This is a genomic window from Brachybacterium sp. AOP3-A1-3 (assembly GCF_052378285.1).
In the GTDB taxonomy this organism is placed as follows: Bacteria; Actinomycetota; Actinomycetes; order Actinomycetales; family Dermabacteraceae; genus Brachybacterium.
Genome location: NZ_JBQSXM010000001.1, coordinates 426,357 through 444,031 on the forward strand (window position 1 = coordinate 426,357; position 17,675 = coordinate 444,031).

General features: G+C 70.6%; 14 protein-coding genes. 5 read left to right on the forward strand and 9 right to left on the reverse strand.

Features of this window, described 5'->3' with window-relative positions; genetic code table 11:
* Positions 1 to 106 precede the first annotated feature (106 nt).
* The 7 genes from ACT3T5_RS01895 to ACT3T5_RS01925 form a co-directional block, all read right to left on the reverse strand.
* Positions 107 to 1,405: a uracil-xanthine permease family protein gene (locus ACT3T5_RS01895; RefSeq protein WP_444593426.1), complete on the reverse strand. Its 1,299-nt coding sequence runs from the start codon at positions 1,403 to 1,405 to the stop codon at positions 107 to 109.
* A gap of 61 nt (positions 1,406 to 1,466) precedes the next feature.
* On the reverse strand, positions 1,467 to 3,320 hold the full coding sequence (locus tag ACT3T5_RS01900; RefSeq protein WP_444593427.1) for a DUF7937 domain-containing protein: 1,854 nt from the start codon (positions 3,318 to 3,320) through the stop codon (positions 1,467 to 1,469).
* Between the two features lie 156 nt (positions 3,321 to 3,476).
* Positions 3,477 to 4,142, reverse strand: coding sequence for a DUF6320 domain-containing protein (locus ACT3T5_RS01905; protein ID WP_443335519.1), 666 nt, complete (start codon positions 4,140 to 4,142; stop codon positions 3,477 to 3,479).
* Positions 4,139 to 5,665: an alcohol acetyltransferase gene (locus ACT3T5_RS01910; protein WP_444593428.1), complete on the reverse strand. Its 1,527-nt coding sequence runs from the start codon at positions 5,663 to 5,665 to the stop codon at positions 4,139 to 4,141. The genes ACT3T5_RS01905 and ACT3T5_RS01910 overlap by 4 nt, the downstream gene beginning before the upstream one ends.
* Positions 5,662 to 6,633 (reverse strand): alpha/beta hydrolase, encoded by a 972-nt coding sequence (locus ACT3T5_RS01915; RefSeq protein WP_444593429.1) that lies wholly within the window; start codon positions 6,631 to 6,633, stop codon positions 5,662 to 5,664. The genes ACT3T5_RS01910 and ACT3T5_RS01915 overlap by 4 nt, the downstream gene beginning before the upstream one ends.
* 117 nt (positions 6,634 to 6,750) lie before the next feature.
* Positions 6,751 to 7,248 (reverse strand): flavin reductase family protein, encoded by a 498-nt coding sequence (locus tag ACT3T5_RS01920; RefSeq protein ID WP_444593430.1) that lies wholly within the window; start codon positions 7,246 to 7,248, stop codon positions 6,751 to 6,753.
* Positions 7,249 to 7,251: 3 nt separating this feature from the next.
* On the reverse strand, positions 7,252 to 7,671 hold the full coding sequence (locus ACT3T5_RS01925) for a YccF domain-containing protein (RefSeq protein WP_444576505.1): 420 nt from the start codon (positions 7,669 to 7,671) through the stop codon (positions 7,252 to 7,254).
* A gap of 151 nt (positions 7,672 to 7,822) precedes the next feature.
* On the opposite strand from ACT3T5_RS01925, the gene argS reads away from it, so the two are divergent.
* Together argS and ACT3T5_RS01935 are read left to right on the forward strand one after the other, a co-directional pair.
* Positions 7,823 to 9,574: an arginine--tRNA ligase gene (gene argS, locus ACT3T5_RS01930; RefSeq protein ID WP_444593431.1), complete on the forward strand. Its 1,752-nt coding sequence runs from the start codon at positions 7,823 to 7,825 to the stop codon at positions 9,572 to 9,574.
* Positions 9,575 to 9,746: 172 nt separating this feature from the next.
* Entirely contained in the window at positions 9,747 to 10,457 is a 711-nt protein-coding gene (locus tag ACT3T5_RS01935; protein ID WP_444576507.1) for a lysoplasmalogenase family protein, read from the forward strand.
* A 34-nt stretch (positions 10,458 to 10,491) separates the two neighbouring features.
* On the opposite strand, the gene ACT3T5_RS01940 is transcribed toward ACT3T5_RS01935, so the two are convergent.
* Positions 10,492 to 11,391 carry an alpha/beta hydrolase fold domain-containing protein gene (locus ACT3T5_RS01940; RefSeq protein WP_343923685.1) on the reverse strand — a complete coding sequence of 300 codons (900 nt, stop codon included), beginning with the start codon at positions 11,389 to 11,391 and terminating at the stop codon, positions 10,492 to 10,494.
* A gap of 121 nt (positions 11,392 to 11,512) precedes the next feature.
* On the opposite strand from ACT3T5_RS01940, the gene mtnN reads away from it, so the two are divergent.
* Both mtnN and ACT3T5_RS01950 read left to right on the forward strand, forming a co-directional pair.
* A complete protein-coding gene (gene mtnN / locus ACT3T5_RS01945) occupies positions 11,513 to 12,298 on the forward strand; it encodes a 5'-methylthioadenosine/S-adenosylhomocysteine nucleosidase (protein WP_444593432.1) in 786 nt (261 codons plus the stop codon).
* Positions 12,299 to 12,619: 321 nt separating this feature from the next.
* Entirely contained in the window at positions 12,620 to 14,554 is a 1,935-nt protein-coding gene (locus ACT3T5_RS01950; protein ID WP_444593433.1) for a BCCT family transporter, read from the forward strand.
* Positions 14,555 to 14,660: 106 nt separating this feature from the next.
* Here ACT3T5_RS01950 and ACT3T5_RS01955 read toward each other — a convergent pair whose 3' ends face one another.
* A complete protein-coding gene (locus tag ACT3T5_RS01955) occupies positions 14,661 to 15,602 on the reverse strand; it encodes an NAD(P)-dependent oxidoreductase (protein WP_444593434.1) in 942 nt (313 codons plus the stop codon).
* Positions 15,603 to 15,788: 186 nt separating this feature from the next.
* Between ACT3T5_RS01955 and ACT3T5_RS01960 the strand changes: the two genes are divergently transcribed.
* Positions 15,789 to 17,627 carry an alpha/beta hydrolase gene (locus tag ACT3T5_RS01960; protein ID WP_444593435.1) on the forward strand — a complete coding sequence of 613 codons (1,839 nt, stop codon included), beginning with the start codon at positions 15,789 to 15,791 and terminating at the stop codon, positions 17,625 to 17,627.
* Positions 17,628 to 17,675: the final 48 nt, after the last annotated feature.

Genomic DNA, 17,675 nt, shown 5'->3' on the forward strand with positions numbered 1-17,675 from the left:
TCAATACGCACGTCGACCCTTGTTCAATTCCGTGAACACTTCGTGACGTGCGGGCGCCTCGACCGTCAGGAGGTCAGTCCGTCGGGCGGTCAGCCGGCGCGTCTCCTCAGCCGTGCGGCGTCGGCTCCACGACCGCTGCCGGCTCGGTCTCCACCTCGGTGCCGGTGACCCGACCCAGCTGGTTCATGACGTGGAAGATGACCAGCGCGGCGATCGTGCCCAGCGCGATGCCGGTGAGCTGGATGCCCCCGAAGGTCCAGGTGACGTTGGCGATGCCGATCACGAGGGCGACGCCCGCGGTGAACTGGTTCTTCGGGCGGGAGAAGTCGACCTTGCCGTCGACCCACATGCGCACGCCCACGATGCCGATCAGGCCGTAGAGCACGAAGGTCACCCCGCCCAGCACGCCGGCGGGGATGGTGAAGATCGCGGCGCCCACCTTCGGCGAGAGCGAGAGCAGGATCGCGACGATCCCGGCCACCCAGTAGGCGGCGGTCGAGTACACGCGCGTGGCGCTCATGACGCCGATGTTCTCACCGTAGGTGGTGGTCGGCGAGCCGCCGAAGCCGGCCGAGAGCGCGGTGGCCAGGCCGTCGGAGGCGAGCGTGCGCCCCACCATGTGGTCGAGATTGCGGTTCGTCATCAGGCCCACGCTGGTCACATGGCCGACGTTCTCTGCCAGCAGCACCACGACCACGGGAAGGAACATCGGCAGCAGGCCGAGGTTGAACTCGGGATGGTGGAACTCGGGCAGGCCCAGCCAGGCGGCATCGGCCACCGGCGTGAAGTCGACCTCGCCGCGCAGCACGGCCACCACGTAGCCCACCAGCACGCCCAGCAGCACGGAGACCCGGCCCAGCATCCCCTTGAACAGCGCGGTGCACAGCACCACGGCGAGCAGGGTGACGGTCGCGGTGAGCGCGGACTGCTTGAAGTTGTCGTACGCCGTGGGGGCGAGGTTGAAGCCGATCAGCGCCACGATCGAGCCCATCACCACCGGCGGCATGAGCACCGTGATCCAGCGCGTGCCCACGCGGGCCACGATCAGGCCCAGCACCGCGAGCAGCAGCCCGGTGACCATCACACCTCCGAGCGCGGCGCCCATCGAGTCCGCCTGGGTGGAGGCGGTGATGGGGGCGATGAACGCGAAGGAGGAGCCGAGGTAGCTGGGCACCTTGTTGCGGGTGATGGCCAGGAACAGCAGGGTGCCGATGCCGGAGAACAGCAGCGTGGTGGAGGGCGGGAAGCCGGTCAGCAGCGGCACCAGGAACGTGGCGCCGAACATGGCGATGACGTGCTGTGCCCCGATCCCGATGGTCAACGGCCAGGCCAGCCGCTCCTCGGGCAGGACGATCGCGGTGGGGGCGATGGTGCGGCCATCTCCGTGCAGGCTCCAGCGGAACATGGGTCTCCCAGGGGTGTGGAGGAATGGACGGCCTGATGGCCTGGGTGCATGCGGCCGACGGTCAGCGGCCGGGGAAGACCTTCTTGCGCGCCGTCTCCTCGGTGACGTCCGGGACCTGGCTCAGCAGCGAGACGTTGCCCGCGTCGCGGGAGCGGAAGTCGGCGAACATCTGGGCGATGTCCGGGGCGCCGAACTCGTCGCGCACCGGGGCGGGCACGGTGAGCATGAGAGCGGCGGCGATACCGACCGCGAGGGCGGTGCCACCGGTGACCAGGCCCGCGCCGGCGCCCGTGGCGAGCGAGTTCACGATGACGTCGAGGAAGCCGACGACCACGAGGATGAGTCCCGAGACCACCCCATTGGCGCGCGCGGTCATCGCGGGACGCGACAGCAGCGAGGTGCGGGCGAACAGGGAGACTGCCACGAAGCACAGGCAGACGGCGGCGTCGATGAGGTGCAGGACGGTGCCGCCCGGGGCGAGCCCCGTGGTCGCGACGAGCGCGGCCAGCAGGTGCCAGAGGACCGCGGCCACGTGCAGGACGGCGCTGAACTCGAAGGCCCGCACGGTGAACACGAGCCAGTCGGTGCGGCGGAAGGAGATCGGCATCGTGCGCACGAAGGACCGGGAGATCATCAGTCCGAGCGCGGCGAACAGGAACGGCAGGTACACGAAGTCGGTCGCGAAGCTGAGCGGCGCGGCGAACTGCAGCTGCAGGGTGTTGTCCGCGAGGGCGGCCAGCGCCAGACCGCCCACGGCGGCCGTGGAGAACACGTACCAGGAGCGCTCGCGCAGCAGCGCCGAGGCGAGCACGATCCCCAGCAGGAGCACGGAGATCACCGTGTCGCCGATGGTCAGCAGAGAATAGGCCCACCCGGTGGTGAACATCCGGCCCACGATCATCACGAGCGCCAGGAGCAGGGCCACGCCGGCGCCGATCCCCACACAGACCAGCCCGATGCGGGCCACGCGCCGGGCACGGGCCTGGGGCAGGTATCCCTCATGGGCGCGGGGTTCGATCCCGATGATCGCGCCGAGCAGCAGCAGCGGGACGCCGATGCCCAGGCCCACGGGCGGCCCGTCCGGCAGGGAGGCGAAGAGCATCGGGAGCGAGAGGACCAGATCGGACACCACGGTGCCGACCGCCACCAGCAGCGCCGGCAGCAGACCGATCACGCGGACCGCTCGGATCGCGGTCAGCGGCGGGGCCTTGGGGATCCAGCGCAGCAGGTGCACGGCCAGGAGGGCGACCAGGCCCACGCCGATGGCGGCCTTGCCGACACCGTCGATGAGCAGGCTGTGGGCGACGGTGAACGTCGTGGTCAGCGCGGTGACCATGCAGATCAGGGCGAAGACGTCCCGCAGGGCGTCGAAGATGCCGAGTTCCTTGAAGCGTTCCGGGAGCACGAGGCCGTCGACCCCGCGACCGGGATCCTCGGAGTCCTCCGCGTTCGGCGTGGTGCCGGAGCGGGCGTAGGACGGGTCCCGCGGGGCCCGCAGCGGAGACGTCGCGCTCGGCACCTCGGAATCGTGCGTCGGCCCCAGGGACCCCGTCGATCGCCTCGAGCTGTCCCGACCGGTCGAATCCGTGCCGTCCCCGGAGGCCCCGGACGCCTCAGCACCCTCAGCACCGGCGGAGTCGTCCTCGTCGAGCTCGATCATCGGGATCGCGCCGGTGCGCGCCTCGGGCTCGGAGCCTGCCCGCAGCGCCTCGCCGTCGAGGTCGCTGAGATCGGTGGTCATCTGCTCATTGGGCGGCAGGACCGCCTCGGCGCGGCGACGTGCGAGCAGAGGGGCCGCATAGCGGTCGAACTCGGCGCGGTCCGGGAGCCGTTCGGTCGGGAGCGTCTGCGGATCGTCGGTCGCGAAGATCCAGTCCGCATCCTGGTTCTCATCGCGCCGGCGATCGCTGTCCATCAACCTTCTCTTCCGTGGTTCCGCGTGCGCCGGCCGACGGAGTCCTCCCCGTCCGGCTGCGCACTTGCGCTCCCGATCATAATTTGGCGAGCGCCCCCTCCCCCAGCGGCGCGCCGCACGGGGCAGGCGCAGGCCGCGCAGATGTCGGCGCGGGGCTCACAGATGCAGGCGCTTGGCGAGCTCATGGCGCACCTCCGCGCCGCGCGCCAGCTGCAGCAGTCCCAGCGCCACCACGCAGAGTGCGCCGCACAGAGCGGACGGCAGGGCGACGCTGACCCACCCCAGTGCGAGGAAGACGATCGGGGTCAGCCCGAGCACCACGATCAGGCCGCTGTAGATGATGTGCTCGGCCAGGTCGATCCGCATCAGACGCACGACGAGGATCAGGGCGAGCAGGGAGGAGGCGCACAGGATCGGCACCACGAACGTCAACGACCAGGCACTCCATCCCAGCAGGTAGTCCCAGTACACGCTGACCAGGCTCACGATCACCACGAGGTACACGGTGCTCTTGGCGATGTTGCGGCGCTTGTGCACGGCCATCAGCGCGACGATCCAGAGGGCGGCGATAGCGAGCCAGATCGACCGCAGCACTCCCAGCCCGGAGACACCCGGGGTGATCAGCAGCTGCACGGCGAAGGAGGCGAGCACGACGCCGAGGGAGGCCAGCACGAGCGCCCGCAGCAGCCGGCGGCGGGAGAATCGCAGCGGGACGTCCGGCAGCGGGCTCGGTGTGCGCTCCCCCACCACCGGGGTCCCGCACAGCGGGCAGCGCGTCCAGTCGCCCTCGACATCGACCAGGCAGCTCGGGCACAGGCTCATGGGGTCATCTCCCCGGCGTCCGCCAGCTCCTGCTCCGTCACCCGTGCGGCGGCCACGGTGACGTCGACCCCGGACGCGGTGAGGATCCGCGCGAACTCGCGCACATGGTCGGTCTCCAGGAACGGGGACGTGAAGCTGACCGTGAGCACGCCGGCATGCGAGATCGCGCAGAACTGGGGTCGGACCGCGGAGACCTGGAAGATCAGCCGTTCCACGTGCGCTGCGACCGGTTCGGGCAGGACCACCCGACCCAGGTTGGACACGGCGAGGGTGAGACCGCGGTTGCTGGCCCGGTTGACCTGGTCGAGGATCACGTCCTTCACGGGGCGGGGTATGACGCGCAGCGCGGGCATCCGCTCGAAGCGCAGGAAGCGGCGCAGCTTCCCCTCGAGCGCCTCCGCTGTGGCACGGGCCCGGAAGGCCCGCTCGAGGCTGCGGCTGACGGCGCCCAGGGTGTCGTCCCCCTCGCCGAAGGTGTGCTCGACCCGCGTGGTCGCGAAGAAGTTGCGCGCCGAGGTGGAGGGGAAGAACTGGCGCAGGTTCACCGGCACCGAGGCGGCGAGGGTGGGGGCCCGCCCCAGATCCCCGGTGGCGCGCCGCACCGCCTCGAAGAACACGGCGGTCAGGTACATCGTCAGCGCGACGCGCTCCGCGCGCGCGAGGTCGAGCACCTGCTTCGCGGGCATGGTGAGCTCGACGACCCGGGTGCGGCTGTCCGGGGTCCGGGTTCCGCGCACCCGGTGCACGGTGCGCGCGGGGGAGTGCGGCGCCGCGCTGTGCTCCGGGACATCGGCCGTGGCGAGCGCCCCGTCGGGGATCCCCGTCGGCTCCGCCTCGGCCTCGCGGCTGAAGGCCGCCCGCGCCTCCCAGACGTCGGCGCGCCGTCGACGTCGTCGGCGGAAGTAGTGCACGAAGGAGTCGGTGGTCAGATCATGGCCGGGCTCCGCACCGGCTGTCGTCTCACCCGTTGTCGCCCCGTCGGCCCTCGCCACGGGCTCGCGCGGCGAGGCCTCCAGCGTCGGATCGATGAGCGAGGCCGCAGGCTCGTCCGACGCAGCAGGGCCGTCGGACGGGGCAAGGCCGTCCGACGCCGCAGGCTCCGGCGGGAATCTCAGCCGGGTATAGGCGGTGACCAGATCGGTGAGGAACCACAGGGCGCCGGTGCCGTCGGAGAGGGCGTGGAACACCTCGAGGGAGATGCGGCGTCGGTGATGCATGGCCCGGAACAGCAGCGAGCGTCGATCCGCCTGATAGATCGGGGCGCACGGCGCCGTGCGCTCCTCGGTGACCGTCGGCCTCAGCTCGCTGTCCTGGAGGTAGTACCAGAACACGCCCCGTCGCAGCACCGCATGGTAGAGCGGGTACTTCTCGTAGGTCTCCTCGAGCGCCTCCTGCAGCAGCTGCGGATCGACCTCGTGATCCATCTCGGCACCCAGCCGGAACACCTTCGGATCGACCTCGTTGCGTGCCGCGAGGAACATGTTCGAGGCGTTGTCCAGCCGCACCCAGCGACGGCGGCTCATGGCACGGTCCCCGAGCGGGTGCTGTCGGCGTCGGCGTCGGGAAGCTCCTCGTCGAGGAAGTCGTTGATCACCTCGTACGCGTCACGCAGCGAGCGGGAGAAGCGGGGCAGCGTGATGAAGCCGTGCAGCGCGCCGTCGACCCGGTGGGTCCGCACGCTGTTCCCGGCCTCGGCGAGCGCCTGCGCGTACGCCTCGCCCTCATCGCGCAGCAGATCCAGCTCCGCGGTGATCATGAGGGTCCTGGGCTGCCCGGAGAGGTCCTGCGCCATCAGCGGCGAGACCCGCGGATCGCGGCGCGCCTCGGGGTCGGGGACGTACATCTGCATGTAGTCCTGCACCTCGGTGCTGGTGAGCCGGTAGTCCTCACCGTGATGGCGCACCGACTCGTACGGGGAGGTCTCCGGATCGTGGTCCCAGTGGGTCACGGGATACAGGAGGATCTGGCGGCGCACCCCGCGATGCCCGAGCTCGTGCAGCCGCAGGGAGACCGCCGCGGCGAGGTTGCCTCCGGCGGAGTCGCCCATGAGCACGATCCGGTCCGAGCCGTCGAGCCCGGCGAGGCCCGGATCCTCGAGCAGCCGCTGCACCATCTCGTAGCAGTCCTCGAAGCCCGCCGGGAAGGGGTGCTCCGGGGCGAGCCGGTAGTCGACCGAGACCACGGTCGCGCCGGTCAGCTCGGCCATCGTCGCGCAGGCCGGCGTGTAGCTCTCGATGTCCCCGGTCACCCAGCCGCCTCCGTGGAAGAACAGCAGCAGCTCCTCGCGCCGCTTCTCGTGCGGGGCGAACACACGCACCGGGATGCTGCTGTCGCTGCCGCCGGTGATGGTGCGCCAGGAGGCGGAGCGATAGAGGGGCCGCGGCAACGAGGCCAGCTGGCGCTGGAGGTGGCGGACCTTCTCGTAGTCCTCGCGCATGTTCACGCGCGGGGCGGCGAACAGCCGCAGCACGGCCTTCAGCAGCGGGTTCACGCGCGGAGGGCCAGAACGGAGGTGCAGCGTTCCATCGGCCCAGCATAGACGTCAGAAGGCAGCGTCCAGCCTGCCGGCGCCGGGGAGGTGGAGTTTCGGTGCCGTCCGCTCAGGGTGTCAGCGCAGCTCGTGCTTCTCCCCGGCGAAGCGCACTGCCGGCCCTCCCACGGGGCGACCCTCCCCCAGCTCCACGACGGGCCCGATCAGCAGCCGGTGGGTGGCGGCGTCGACGGCCTGCTCGACCCGGATCGCGAAGTGGGCGAGCACACCGCCCAGCACCGCGTCCCCGTCGGCCGTGCGGCCCACCTCCAGCCCGCTGAGCAGACCGATCAGCGGGGAGGCGGGCGTCCCGAAGCGGTCGGCGAGGTGCTGCTGGTCCGCGGCCAGGACGTTCAGGCAGAAGTGGCCGCTCTCCTCGACCGCCTCGGCGATGCGGGACATGCCGTACAGGGCCACGAGCATCGTGGGCGGGTCGTAGGAGACGTCGAGATAGGAGTCGACGGTGACGGCGACGTCATGCCCGCCCTGGCGCGTCGTGATGATCGCCAGGCCGGCCGCGATCAGGTCGCTGAGCTGCCGGTAGTCGTCCTCCTCGACGGCAGGGGTGCCGGCCACCGGTCAGCGGGCCGTGGGGAACATGCGGGCACGGGCGGAGTCGGAATCCATGACGACCTTGCCGAAGGGGAAGCAGGTGACGGGGATCAGCTTGATGTTCGCCCAGGCCAGCGGGATGCCGATGATCGTGACCGCCTGCGCGAGCGCCGTCGCCACATGGCCCAGCGCGAGCCACCAGCCTGCGATGACGAACCAGACGACGTTGCCGACCGCACTCGCCGCGCCCCCGCGGTGGGTGTCGACGACCTCGCGCCCGAAGGGCCAGATCACGAAGCCGGCGATCCGGAAGGAGGCCAGCCCGAAGGGGATCGTGACGATGAAGATGCAGGCGAGGATCCCGGCGACCAGGTACCCCAGGAACAGGGCCCAGCCGGCCGTGAGCAACCAGATGATGTTCAGGATCAGGGTCAGTACGGTGCGCATGCCCCCACCCTAGGCACTGCCGCGCGGTGCGGCCAGGGGGCGATCCCCCGGCCCCACCGGCAGGAACCCGTCATCGATGTCGCCGCGGATCCGGGCGAGCATCACGTCCACGGCGCGGGATCCGGTGCGTCACCCCGACTACGCTGGAGGCATGCCTGCACCTGAGATCGCGCTGACCGAGCGTTTCCAGTCCGCCTTCGCCGCCGCCTTCGGGCCCGAGTACGCCGACGCGGACCCGATCATCCGACCGTCCCAGTTCGCGGACTTCCAGTGCAACGCCGCGATGGGTCTCGCGAAGCGCCTGGGGAAGAAGCCCCGCGACATCGCCGCCGAGATCCTCGCCGCCGTGGAGCTGGACGACATCGCCGAGACCCCCGAGATCGCCGGGCCCGGCTTCCTGAACATCCGCCTGCGCACCGAGTGGATCGCCGCCCGGACCGCAGAGCTGACCACGGACCCGCGCCTCGGCATCCCGGTGCCCGAGAAGGTCGACACCGTGGTCGTGGACTACTCGGCGCCGAACGTCGCCAAGGAGATGCACGTCGGCCACCTGCGCACGACGGTCGTGGGCGACTCCATCGTCCGCACGCAGGAGAAGCTCGGCCATCGTGTCGTGCGCCAGAACCACATCGGCGACTGGGGCACCCCCTTCGGCATGCTCATCGAGCACCTCCTGGACGTGGGCGAGGACAGCGACGAGGCGAAGCTCCTGGAGACGGACCCCAACGCCTTCTACCAGGCGGCGAACGCGAAGTTCTCGGGCCCCGACGGCGCCAAGGACAACGAGTTCGCCGACCGCGCCCGGCGGCGCGTGCCGACCCTCCAGTCGGGCGATCCCGAGACCCTCGAGATCTGGAGGCGCCTGGTGGAGCTGTCCAAGCAGTACTTCCACCGTGTGTACGACATGCTCGACGTGACGCTCACCGACGACGATCTCGCCGGTGAGTCCAGCTACAACGACCAGCTCGAGATCGTGTGCAAGATCCTCGAGGCCGACGGTCTGGCACGGATCTCCGACGGCGCCCTGTGCGTGTTCCCCGAGGGCTTCATCGGCCGGGACGAGCAGCCGCTGCCGCTGATCATCCGCAAGACCGGCGGCGGCTACGGCTACGCCACCACCGACCTCGCCGCGATCCGCCACCGCGTGGACGCGCTCGGCGCCGATCGCATCGCCTATGTCATCGGCACCGCGCAGGAGCTGCACCTCAAGATGGTGTTCACCGCCGCCCGCGAGGCCGGCTGGCTGAGCGACGAGGTCGACGTCCAGCACGTGAAGATCGGCTCGGTGCTCGGCGAGGACGGCAAGATCCTGCGCACCCGCTCCGGCTCCTCCGTGCGCCTGATGGCGCTCCTCGAGGAGGCCGTGACCACGGCGCGCACCGTCATCGACGAGATGCGCCCCGACCTGCCGGAGGCGGAGCGGGAGCAGATCGCCCACGACATCGGCATCGGCGGCGTGAAGTACGCGGACCTCTCCACCTCGCACGACGCGGACTACACCTTCGACCTGGACCAGATGCTCGCCCTGACCGGCAACACCGCCCCGTACCTCCAGTACGCGGTGGCCCGCATCCGCTCGATCAGCCGCAAGGCCGAGACGCAGGGCCTGGTCGCGGCCGACGCCCCCCGGGTGGAGAACGACGCCGAACGCGCTCTCGCACTCCACCTGCTGGACTTCGGGACGACGCTCACCGCGGTGGGCGCCGCCTACGAGCCGCACCGCCTGTGCGCCTACCTGTTCTCCCTCGCGCAGGCCTTCACCTCGTTCTACGAGGCCTCGCCCATCCTCAAGGAGTCCGACGAGCAGGTGCGGGCCGGACGCCTCGCCCTCGCCCAGCTCGCCGAGAAGGTGCTCGTCGAGGGGCTCGACGCCCTCGGTGTGCACGCCCCCCAGCAGATGTGATCGTCCTTCACGGGCGATGGAGGGGCAACCGGCGGCAACCCGCGCCGGTCGCCCCCTCGGGAACGGCAGGACACGTCACCGTGACCAAAACGTGGCTGGTTGTTACGCAACCGTGCCCCAGGGCGTGAGAAAACCCCTGGTCCACCGCCCGAATGCTTCCTAACCTGGACCGGTGCCGCCGATCAGATCACTCCACATCGCCCTGTGGGTGGTGTACGCCCTCGTGCTGGCGGTCCACATCTGGGCACTGCTCACGGGCGCGGAGATGCTCCAGCGCTCCACCCAGCCGCTGTTCGCCCCGCTGCTCATCGCGGTGCTGGTGACCGCTCTCCCCCGGCGCACGCGCACCAGCACGCTGACCCTGCTCGGCCTGGTGTTCGCCTGGGGCGGGGACAGCCTCGCCCAGCTGGCCCCCGAGAACGTCCAGCTGATCTCGGTGCTCTGCTTCCTGCTGGCCCTGGTCTGCTATGCGCTGGCGCTGGCTCCGCTGTGGAACCGCACCCGTGATCCGATGCGCATCGCCCTCGCGATCCCGTACGGCGGCGTCGTGATCGGCCTGTTCGTGGCCTGTGCGGACGGCTCCGGCCCCCTGCTGCCAGCCGTAGCCGCCTATGCGGTGGCCCTGGCGACGATGGCCTTCCTGTCCGCGGGCGGGAACAGCCTGACCTGGACCGGCGGGACGCTGTTCCTGCTGTCCAGCTCGATGCTCGCGATGAACTGGTTCCTGCCCGGGGCGGCGATCGCCTACAGCTCCGTGTGGGTGATGGCCTTCTACGCGGTGGGCCACGCCCTGCTGATCGCCGGGCTGGTGCGCACGATACCGGCTCGCCGCTGGGCCCCGGCATGCCGCGCCGGTGCCGCGCTGGTCATCGTCGAGAACTGACAGACACCCCGCGGCCGTCAGTGCTCCGCGACCCTCAGTGCTCCGCGAACACCCGGGCGATGAGATCGGCCTGCTCGCGGTGCACGCGCTCGATGTCCTCGCCCTTGCGGGCGACCAGCTGCAGCCCGAGCCGCCCGCTGATCTCCCGATAGGCCACGTCCTGGCCGCTCTCCTCGAGCTGCAGCTTCGCCACCCGCACCTCGGAGAGGAACAGGTCCCGTGTCCCCACGCTCAGATGCACCGGCGGCAGCCCCTCGAGGGCCGCGTTGATCGGCGACAGATCGGGGTCGTCCAGGGACGTGCGACCCGCGTACCTCCGAGCAGCATCGCGCAGCAGCCGACGCTCGTGGACCGGATCGACCTGATCGGTCTCGGTGATCCCGGCGTTGGAGAGCTCGAGGTCCAGCCAGGGGGACATCGCGATCAGGGCGTCCGGGGCGGGGATGTCGGAACGGTCGCGCAGATGGCGGGCCACGGCGAAGGCGAGCCCGCCGCCGGAGTGCTGGCCGGCCAGGATCCACGGCTGGTCCGCGAGGCGCCCGTCGGCCGCCAGAGCGGTGATCGCCGCCTCGGCATCATCGAGCGCGACGGGGTGCTGATGGTCCGGGGCGTTGCGGTAATCGATCATCAGCCCGGCGCAGCCCCGGGCCTCGACCTGGCGGGACAGCCAGGCCCAGTCGCTCGCGAACGGTCCGGAGACATACGCGCCGCCATGCAGGAAGATGATGATCCCGCGGTCGGCGCGATGCTCGTCGAGCCAGACGGAGCGAGTGCGGCCGATCATCTCGTTCTCGACCGCATGAGCCTTCAGCACATGGCTGGGCGGGTGCGGGCTGCGCGCCTCACGCAGCGCCTGGTGGGTCAGGGCCGACGGGATGGGGATCCGGCGGACCGCCCGTGCCCCGGTGACCACTGCATCTCGGACGCGACCCATGACTGCCTCCTACCTGCGACCCGGGGGTCGCCTCGCTGCGGATGGCTCCACCCTAACGAACGTGGCTGGGACCCGGTCACCTCCGCCACGTCACGCGCTCCGCCGCCGGTAGCCTTCAGGCATGACGTCCTCCCCCGCCTCCCCTGGTTCGCCCGCGACCACTGCGCCCACTGCACCCTCTGCGTCCTCTGCCGCGACCGGCCCGCTCGTGGTGCTCGCCGCCATGCCCGAGGAGGCGGCGCCGCTGACCTCCCGGATGGAGGATCCGACCGCCGTACCGACTCCCTTCGTGGACGGCGTCACGGCGGTGCGCGGCGCGCTCGGCGGCCTGGACACCGTGGTCGTCACCACCGGGATCGGGATCGCCGCGGCCGCTGCGGCCGCGACCTGGGGAATCCTCGCCCACGCCCCGCGCGCGGTGGTCGCCGCCGGATCCTGCGGCGGTCTCGCGGCAGACGTCGAGGTGGGCACACTGATCGTCGGCGACTCCTTCACCTATTCGATCGCCGACGCCACGGCCTTCGGCTACGCCCCCGGGCAGGTCCCCGGCGGCCCCGAGCGCTACGAGGCCGACTCCGCCTGGGCGGACCGCGCGGAGCAGGCGGCCGCCGCACAGGCCGGACCGGCCGGCCACCGGCGAGGTCTGATGCTCTCCGGGGACGCCTTCGTGACCGCGCCTCTGGCCGCCCCCATGCGGGAGCGGTTCCCGCGCGCCGTGAGCGCCGATATGGAGACCACGGCGAGCGCTCGGACGGCGGCGCAGCTCGGCGTGCCCTTCGTGGCTCTGCGCGCCGTCTCGGATCTGTGCGGCCCGGCCGCCGGTCAGCAGTTCCACCTCGAGATCGACCTGGTCGCGGAGATCTCGGCTCGGGCCGTCCAGGAGCTCGCCAGCAACCTCGTCGGATGACATGGGGGCCGCTCGTCGGCCGAACCTCGCTGTGCCTCACAGCACCGCACTGCCCGGCGTCTCACGGCACCTCACCGCACGGTGCCGCGAGACTGCTGCAAAGTCGTGACCTGGTACACCTCGGGGTCGACTACGGTGTGTGGAGGACCACGGTGCAGCGATCGCGGGGTCCTCTGCGGGCACCGTCGCTTATGCCGAATCCAGTGCCGCCGTTACAGTGCTATGTGCCCGTCCTCCCCTGAAGTGCCCACGTAGGCACGTCGTATTCCTCGCGGTGGGACGCGGGCTCCCTGTCCCAATCCCCCATCGGAACGAGAAAACATGTCGACCCCCCCGACAGAGACCTCTCCACCCCACACCGAGGCCGCGAGCCCGCAGGCAGGCTATTCCCTGTCCAAGCCCGTCTTCTTCGTCTCGGCCGGGATCATCCTCATCGCCGTGGTCTTCGCCCTGGCTCTGCCAGACGTCTTCAACAACTTCATCTCCACGCTGAACTCCACCGTCGTGGAGTCGATCGGCTGGTACTACGTCCTGATCGTCACCGGCTTCGTCGGTTTCGCGATCGTCCTGGCGGTCAGCCGCATGGGAAACATCAAGCTCGGGAAGGACGATGACAAGCCCGAGTTCGGCCTGTTCTCCTGGTTCGCGATGCTGTTCGCCGCCGGTATGGGCATCGGCCTGGTGTTCTGGGGCGCGGCAGAGCCGCTGACCTTCTTCGCGGATACCGCGGGCCCCGGCATCCCGCCGAACGCCGCCGGATTCGATGACCCTGTCCGCGCCGAGCGCGCCCTGGGCCAGACCTTCCTGCACTGGGGCCTTCACGCCTGGGCCATCTACGTCGTGGTCGGCCTCGCCGTCGCCTACGCCGTGCATCGCAAGGGCCGCCCGGTGTCGATCCGGTGGGCTCTCGAGCCCGTCCTCGGCAAGCGCACCGACACCTGGGTCGGTGACGTCATCGACATCATCGCGCTGGTGGGCACCCTCTTCGGCATCGCCACCTCGCTCGGCTTCGGCGTGAACCAGATCGCCGCCGGGCTCGACCATCTCGGCGTGCTCCCGAACTCCACCGGGGTCCAGGTCGTGATCATCCTCGTGGTGACCGCGCTGGCCACCCTGTCCGCCGCGAGCGGCGTCGACAAGGGCATCAAGATCCTGTCGAACCTCAACATGGGCCTGGCCGCGCTCCTGCTGGTCGCGGTGCTGGTCCTCGGGCCGACGCTGTTCCTGCTGCGAGACGTCGTCTCGAACATCGGGTACTACCTGCAGAACTTCCTGCAGCTCTCGTTCCAGACCATGCCCTTCCTCGGAGACGAGGGTGCCGGCTGGATCAACGGCTGGACCACGTTCTACTGGGGCTGGTGGATCTCCTGGTCGCCCTTCGTGGGCGTGTTCATCGCCCGCATCTCCAAGGGTCGCACCGTGCGCGAGTTCATCACCGGCGTGCTGCTGGTGCCTACCGCTCTGACCTTCCTGTGGTTCACGATCATGGGTGGCACTGCGCTGTACGAGGCGGTCTTCAACAAGGTCGACTTCACCGGGGGCACCGGGGCGATCGACCCGAACACCGCGCTGTTCGACACCTTCAGCCATCTGCCCGCCGGCGCCCTGCTCTCCGGCGTCGCGGTGATCCTGGTGTCGATCTTCTTCATCACCAGCGCCGATTCCGGCGCGTTCGTGATGGACATGATCGCCCACAAGGGCGACCCGAACCCGCCTCGCATCACGCGCATCTTCTGGGCTGCGACCTCCGGCGTCATCGCGGCGTCGCTGATCTGGGTGAGCTCGCTGTCCGGTGGCGAGGGGTCCGGCATGTCTGCGCTGCAGGCGCTCGCACTGCTGTCCGCCCTGCCGTTCTCCGTGGTGATGATCGGCATGGCCATCTCCCTGTGGCGCTCGCTCAGCCACGAGGTCAAGGTCATCGAGCGCCTCGAGCTCCGCATCCGCCAGCGCGAGTTCATGGAGCGCTACTCCGAAGAGCTCACGGACCAGGTCAGCGACCGGGTCGAAGAGAAGTTCTCCGATGGCATCGGGGACCGGGTCGAGTCGCATCTGGAGGGTGAGTACGGCCAGCAGTTCCAGGCCCAGCTCAACCACCAGGTGGAGGCCCAGGTCTCCGAACAAGTCGAAGCCCAGGTCGCCGAGCACCTGTCGACCTACACCGCCGAGCACCCGATCGTGTCTCCGGAGGACAGTGCGCCCCCGGAGACCGGTCCCACCCGACGCGGTCCGCGGAACCCGTTCCGGCGCGACCAGTGAGCGCGGCGGCATCCCCGATGCCGCGCCGCACCGTCTGACATGACGAGGCCCGGTGGCTGTTGCCACCGGGCCTCGTCATGTCTCGGGCGATCGCCCACCCGCGGCCTCAGCGGGCGGCGGCGTGCAGGATCTCCCCGCCGTCGGCGAGCGCCTCCACGTTGGTGCTGATCCGCTCGTCGGCTCCGACGGGGCGGCCCCCCGCGCCATGCGGCGTGATGAGCAGGCGCGGCGCGTCCCACAGCGGATCCTCGACGGGCAGCGGCTCGGGGTCGGTGACGTCGATCCCCGCACTGCCCAGCGTGCCGGCCTCGAGGGCCTCCCGCAGGGCTGTCTGGTCGACGGTCGCGCCGCGGCCCACGTTCACGAAGATCGCATGGTCGGGCAGCGCGGCGAGCGCCTCGCGCCCCACAGCCCCGGCGGTCTGCTCGGAGGCGGGAAGGATGTCGATGAGCACGTCGACCTCGGGCAGTGCTGCGAGCACGTCCGCCTCGGCGATCACCTCGTAGCCGCTGCGGGTCCCGGCGCTGCGGGCGGCTCCACGCACCTCGGCGCCCAGTGCTGTGAGCATCGGGGCGAGGGTCTGCCCGATCTCCCCGAAGCCCCAGATCAGCACCTTCGCGCCGATCAGGGTGGTCACGCGGCCCTCAGGATGCAGCGGCTGCAGGCCGCCGATCTCGGTGGACCATTCATGACGCTGCTGCGCCTCGCGGGCCTCTGGCAGGCGCCGCAGCAGACTCAGCAGCAGAGCCAGGGCGTGCTCGCTGACGGTCCGGGAGTGCAGGCCCGCGCCCGCGGCGATGACGACGTCCTCGCGGAAACCGGCGGCCAGGATCCCGTCGATCCCTGCGGAGAGCGACTGCACCAGGCGGAGGTCCGCGAGGTTGTCCACCGCGGACTCCAGGTGGCGGCCGGACGGACCCCACAGCACCAGGACCTGGGCATCGTAGTGCTCGGCGGGGATCTCGGCGCGGGCGTCGATGGTGACGGCCTCGCAGCCCTCGGGCAGGGTGGGGGCCAGCGGCATGGTGTCGGGGAGAAGGATCTTCATGTGCCCAGGCTACGGCGAGCGCGCGGCCCGTGCCGGGGATGCCCACGACCCGTCTCCGGCTGCCCCGGATCTTCGCGGAACTCCCCGGATCATCTCCGGTTCGGCTCCAGATCGTCTCCGGATCGTCGGCCGATGACTCCGGATCGGGCCACGGGACGAGCTGCGCCGTTCCGATAGCCTTCCCCCATGCTCTTCGGCTCCGGTTCGTCCTTGTCCAGCCTCGTGACAGCCCTCGGCAGCACTGCGAGATTCGTCCGCAGCGCGACGAAGAGGACGGAGCACCGGGTGCGCCGCACCGCGATCGCGAGGCCGCTGTCCACCGGAGGGTTCCTCGGCGCCTCGATGACCACGTGGATCTCCACCTCCCCGAGCATGCTGCCGCGCACCTGGTGGATGTGGACCCTCAACTTCGGGGCCTCGCAGATCTACGGGTACGCCGGCGGGGTCCTCGCCACGCAGGTCGTCCGGCGCGTCAGCGGGGCGCTCGGGCTGCGGCTGGAGATCGCGGAGGACCACCGGGAGCGGGCCCGCTGGCTCGGCGCGGCCGCCCTGATCAGCATCTCCGCCTACTCGTGGGTGCGTGGCGTGCTGCGTCAGCGGGAGATCAGCCATCTCGTCCAGGAGCAGCCCAAGAATCTCGCCACCCATGTGGTCGGCACCGCCGGCGGTCTGCTCGCCTCCCTCGGCGTGCTGGTGAGCGTGCGCGGAGTCATCGCCACCGCGCACATGTACCGCGCCCTGCTGCGGCCCTACCTCCCGGCCCGGGTGGTCGCCGTGCTCTCCCTCCTGCTCACCACGGCGACCGTGGCCGTGCTCGCCGAGCGAATCCTGCGCGGGCGGGTGCTCGAGCAGATGATCGAGCGCGCGGAGGCGGCCAACCGGCTCATCTCGCCCGACGTGCCCAGGCCCACCTCGCCGCTGCGCTCGGGCAGCCCCGAGTCGTCGGAGACCTGGGAGTCCCTCGGGGCACCGGGGCGCAAGATCGTCTCCGCCGGGCCCACCCGTGAGGCGATCGCCGCGACCATCGGGGCGGAGGCAGCGGGCTCTGGGACGGCCGACTCCGGGACAGCCGGCACCGAGGCGATCGAACCGATCCGGGTGTACGCCGGGAAATCCTCGTCGCGCTCGTTGGAGGAGACGGTGCAGGCCGTGCTCGCCGAGCTGGATCGCACCGGCGCGTGGGACCGGGACGTGCTGGTGCTGTTCACCGGGACCGGGACCGGGTGGCTGCAGGAATGGTCGCTCTCCGCGATCGAGTTCCTCACCGGCGGGAACTGCGCCACCGCGTCCCTGCAGTACTCCGTGTACCCCAGCGGCCTCAGCTATCTCCTGGACCGCCGCAGCCCGCCGCGCGCCGGGAACCAGCTGTTCGGTGCGGTGCGTCGGCGCCTGGACGCGATGCCCGAAGGGTCCCGGCCACGCCTGTTCGTGGCCGGGGAGTCCCTGGGGTCCTTCGGCGGCAACGCGGCCTTCCGGGACATCCCGGACCTGCTGTCCTCGGTGGACGGGGCGGTGTGGACGGGCACTCCGAGCTTCACCCCCCTGTGGAGGGAGATCGTCTCCCGCAGCCGCCCCGGAGCCCCTGCCATCGCCCCGATCATCGATCACGGACGCCATATCCGCGTCGTCACCCGTCCCCGTGACCTGCACCGGAACTACTTCGGCGGGCTGTACGAGACGTGGCAGCACCCGCGGGTCGTCTATGCCCAGCATCCCTCGGACCCGGTGGTCTGGTGGCGTCCCTCGCTGCTGTGGGAGGAGCCTGCCTGGCTGCGCCAGCGCTTCGGGCACGACGTCACGACCGCGATGCGCTGGTTCCCCTGGATCACGTTCTGGCAGATCGCGGCGGACATGCCGCTGTCGATCAAGGTCACCGGCGGGCACGGGCACTCGTACCACGAGGAGATGGTGCCGATCTGGGCCGCCGTGCTCGGACAGGATGCCCCTGAGGCCGACAGTGCGGCCCAGCGCAGCCGGCACCTCGCGATCGTGAAAGCCATCCGGCAGATCAACCCTCGGGTCTGAGCTGCCCCTCGGCAGTCACCACCGGCCAGTCACCACGGGGCGATCACC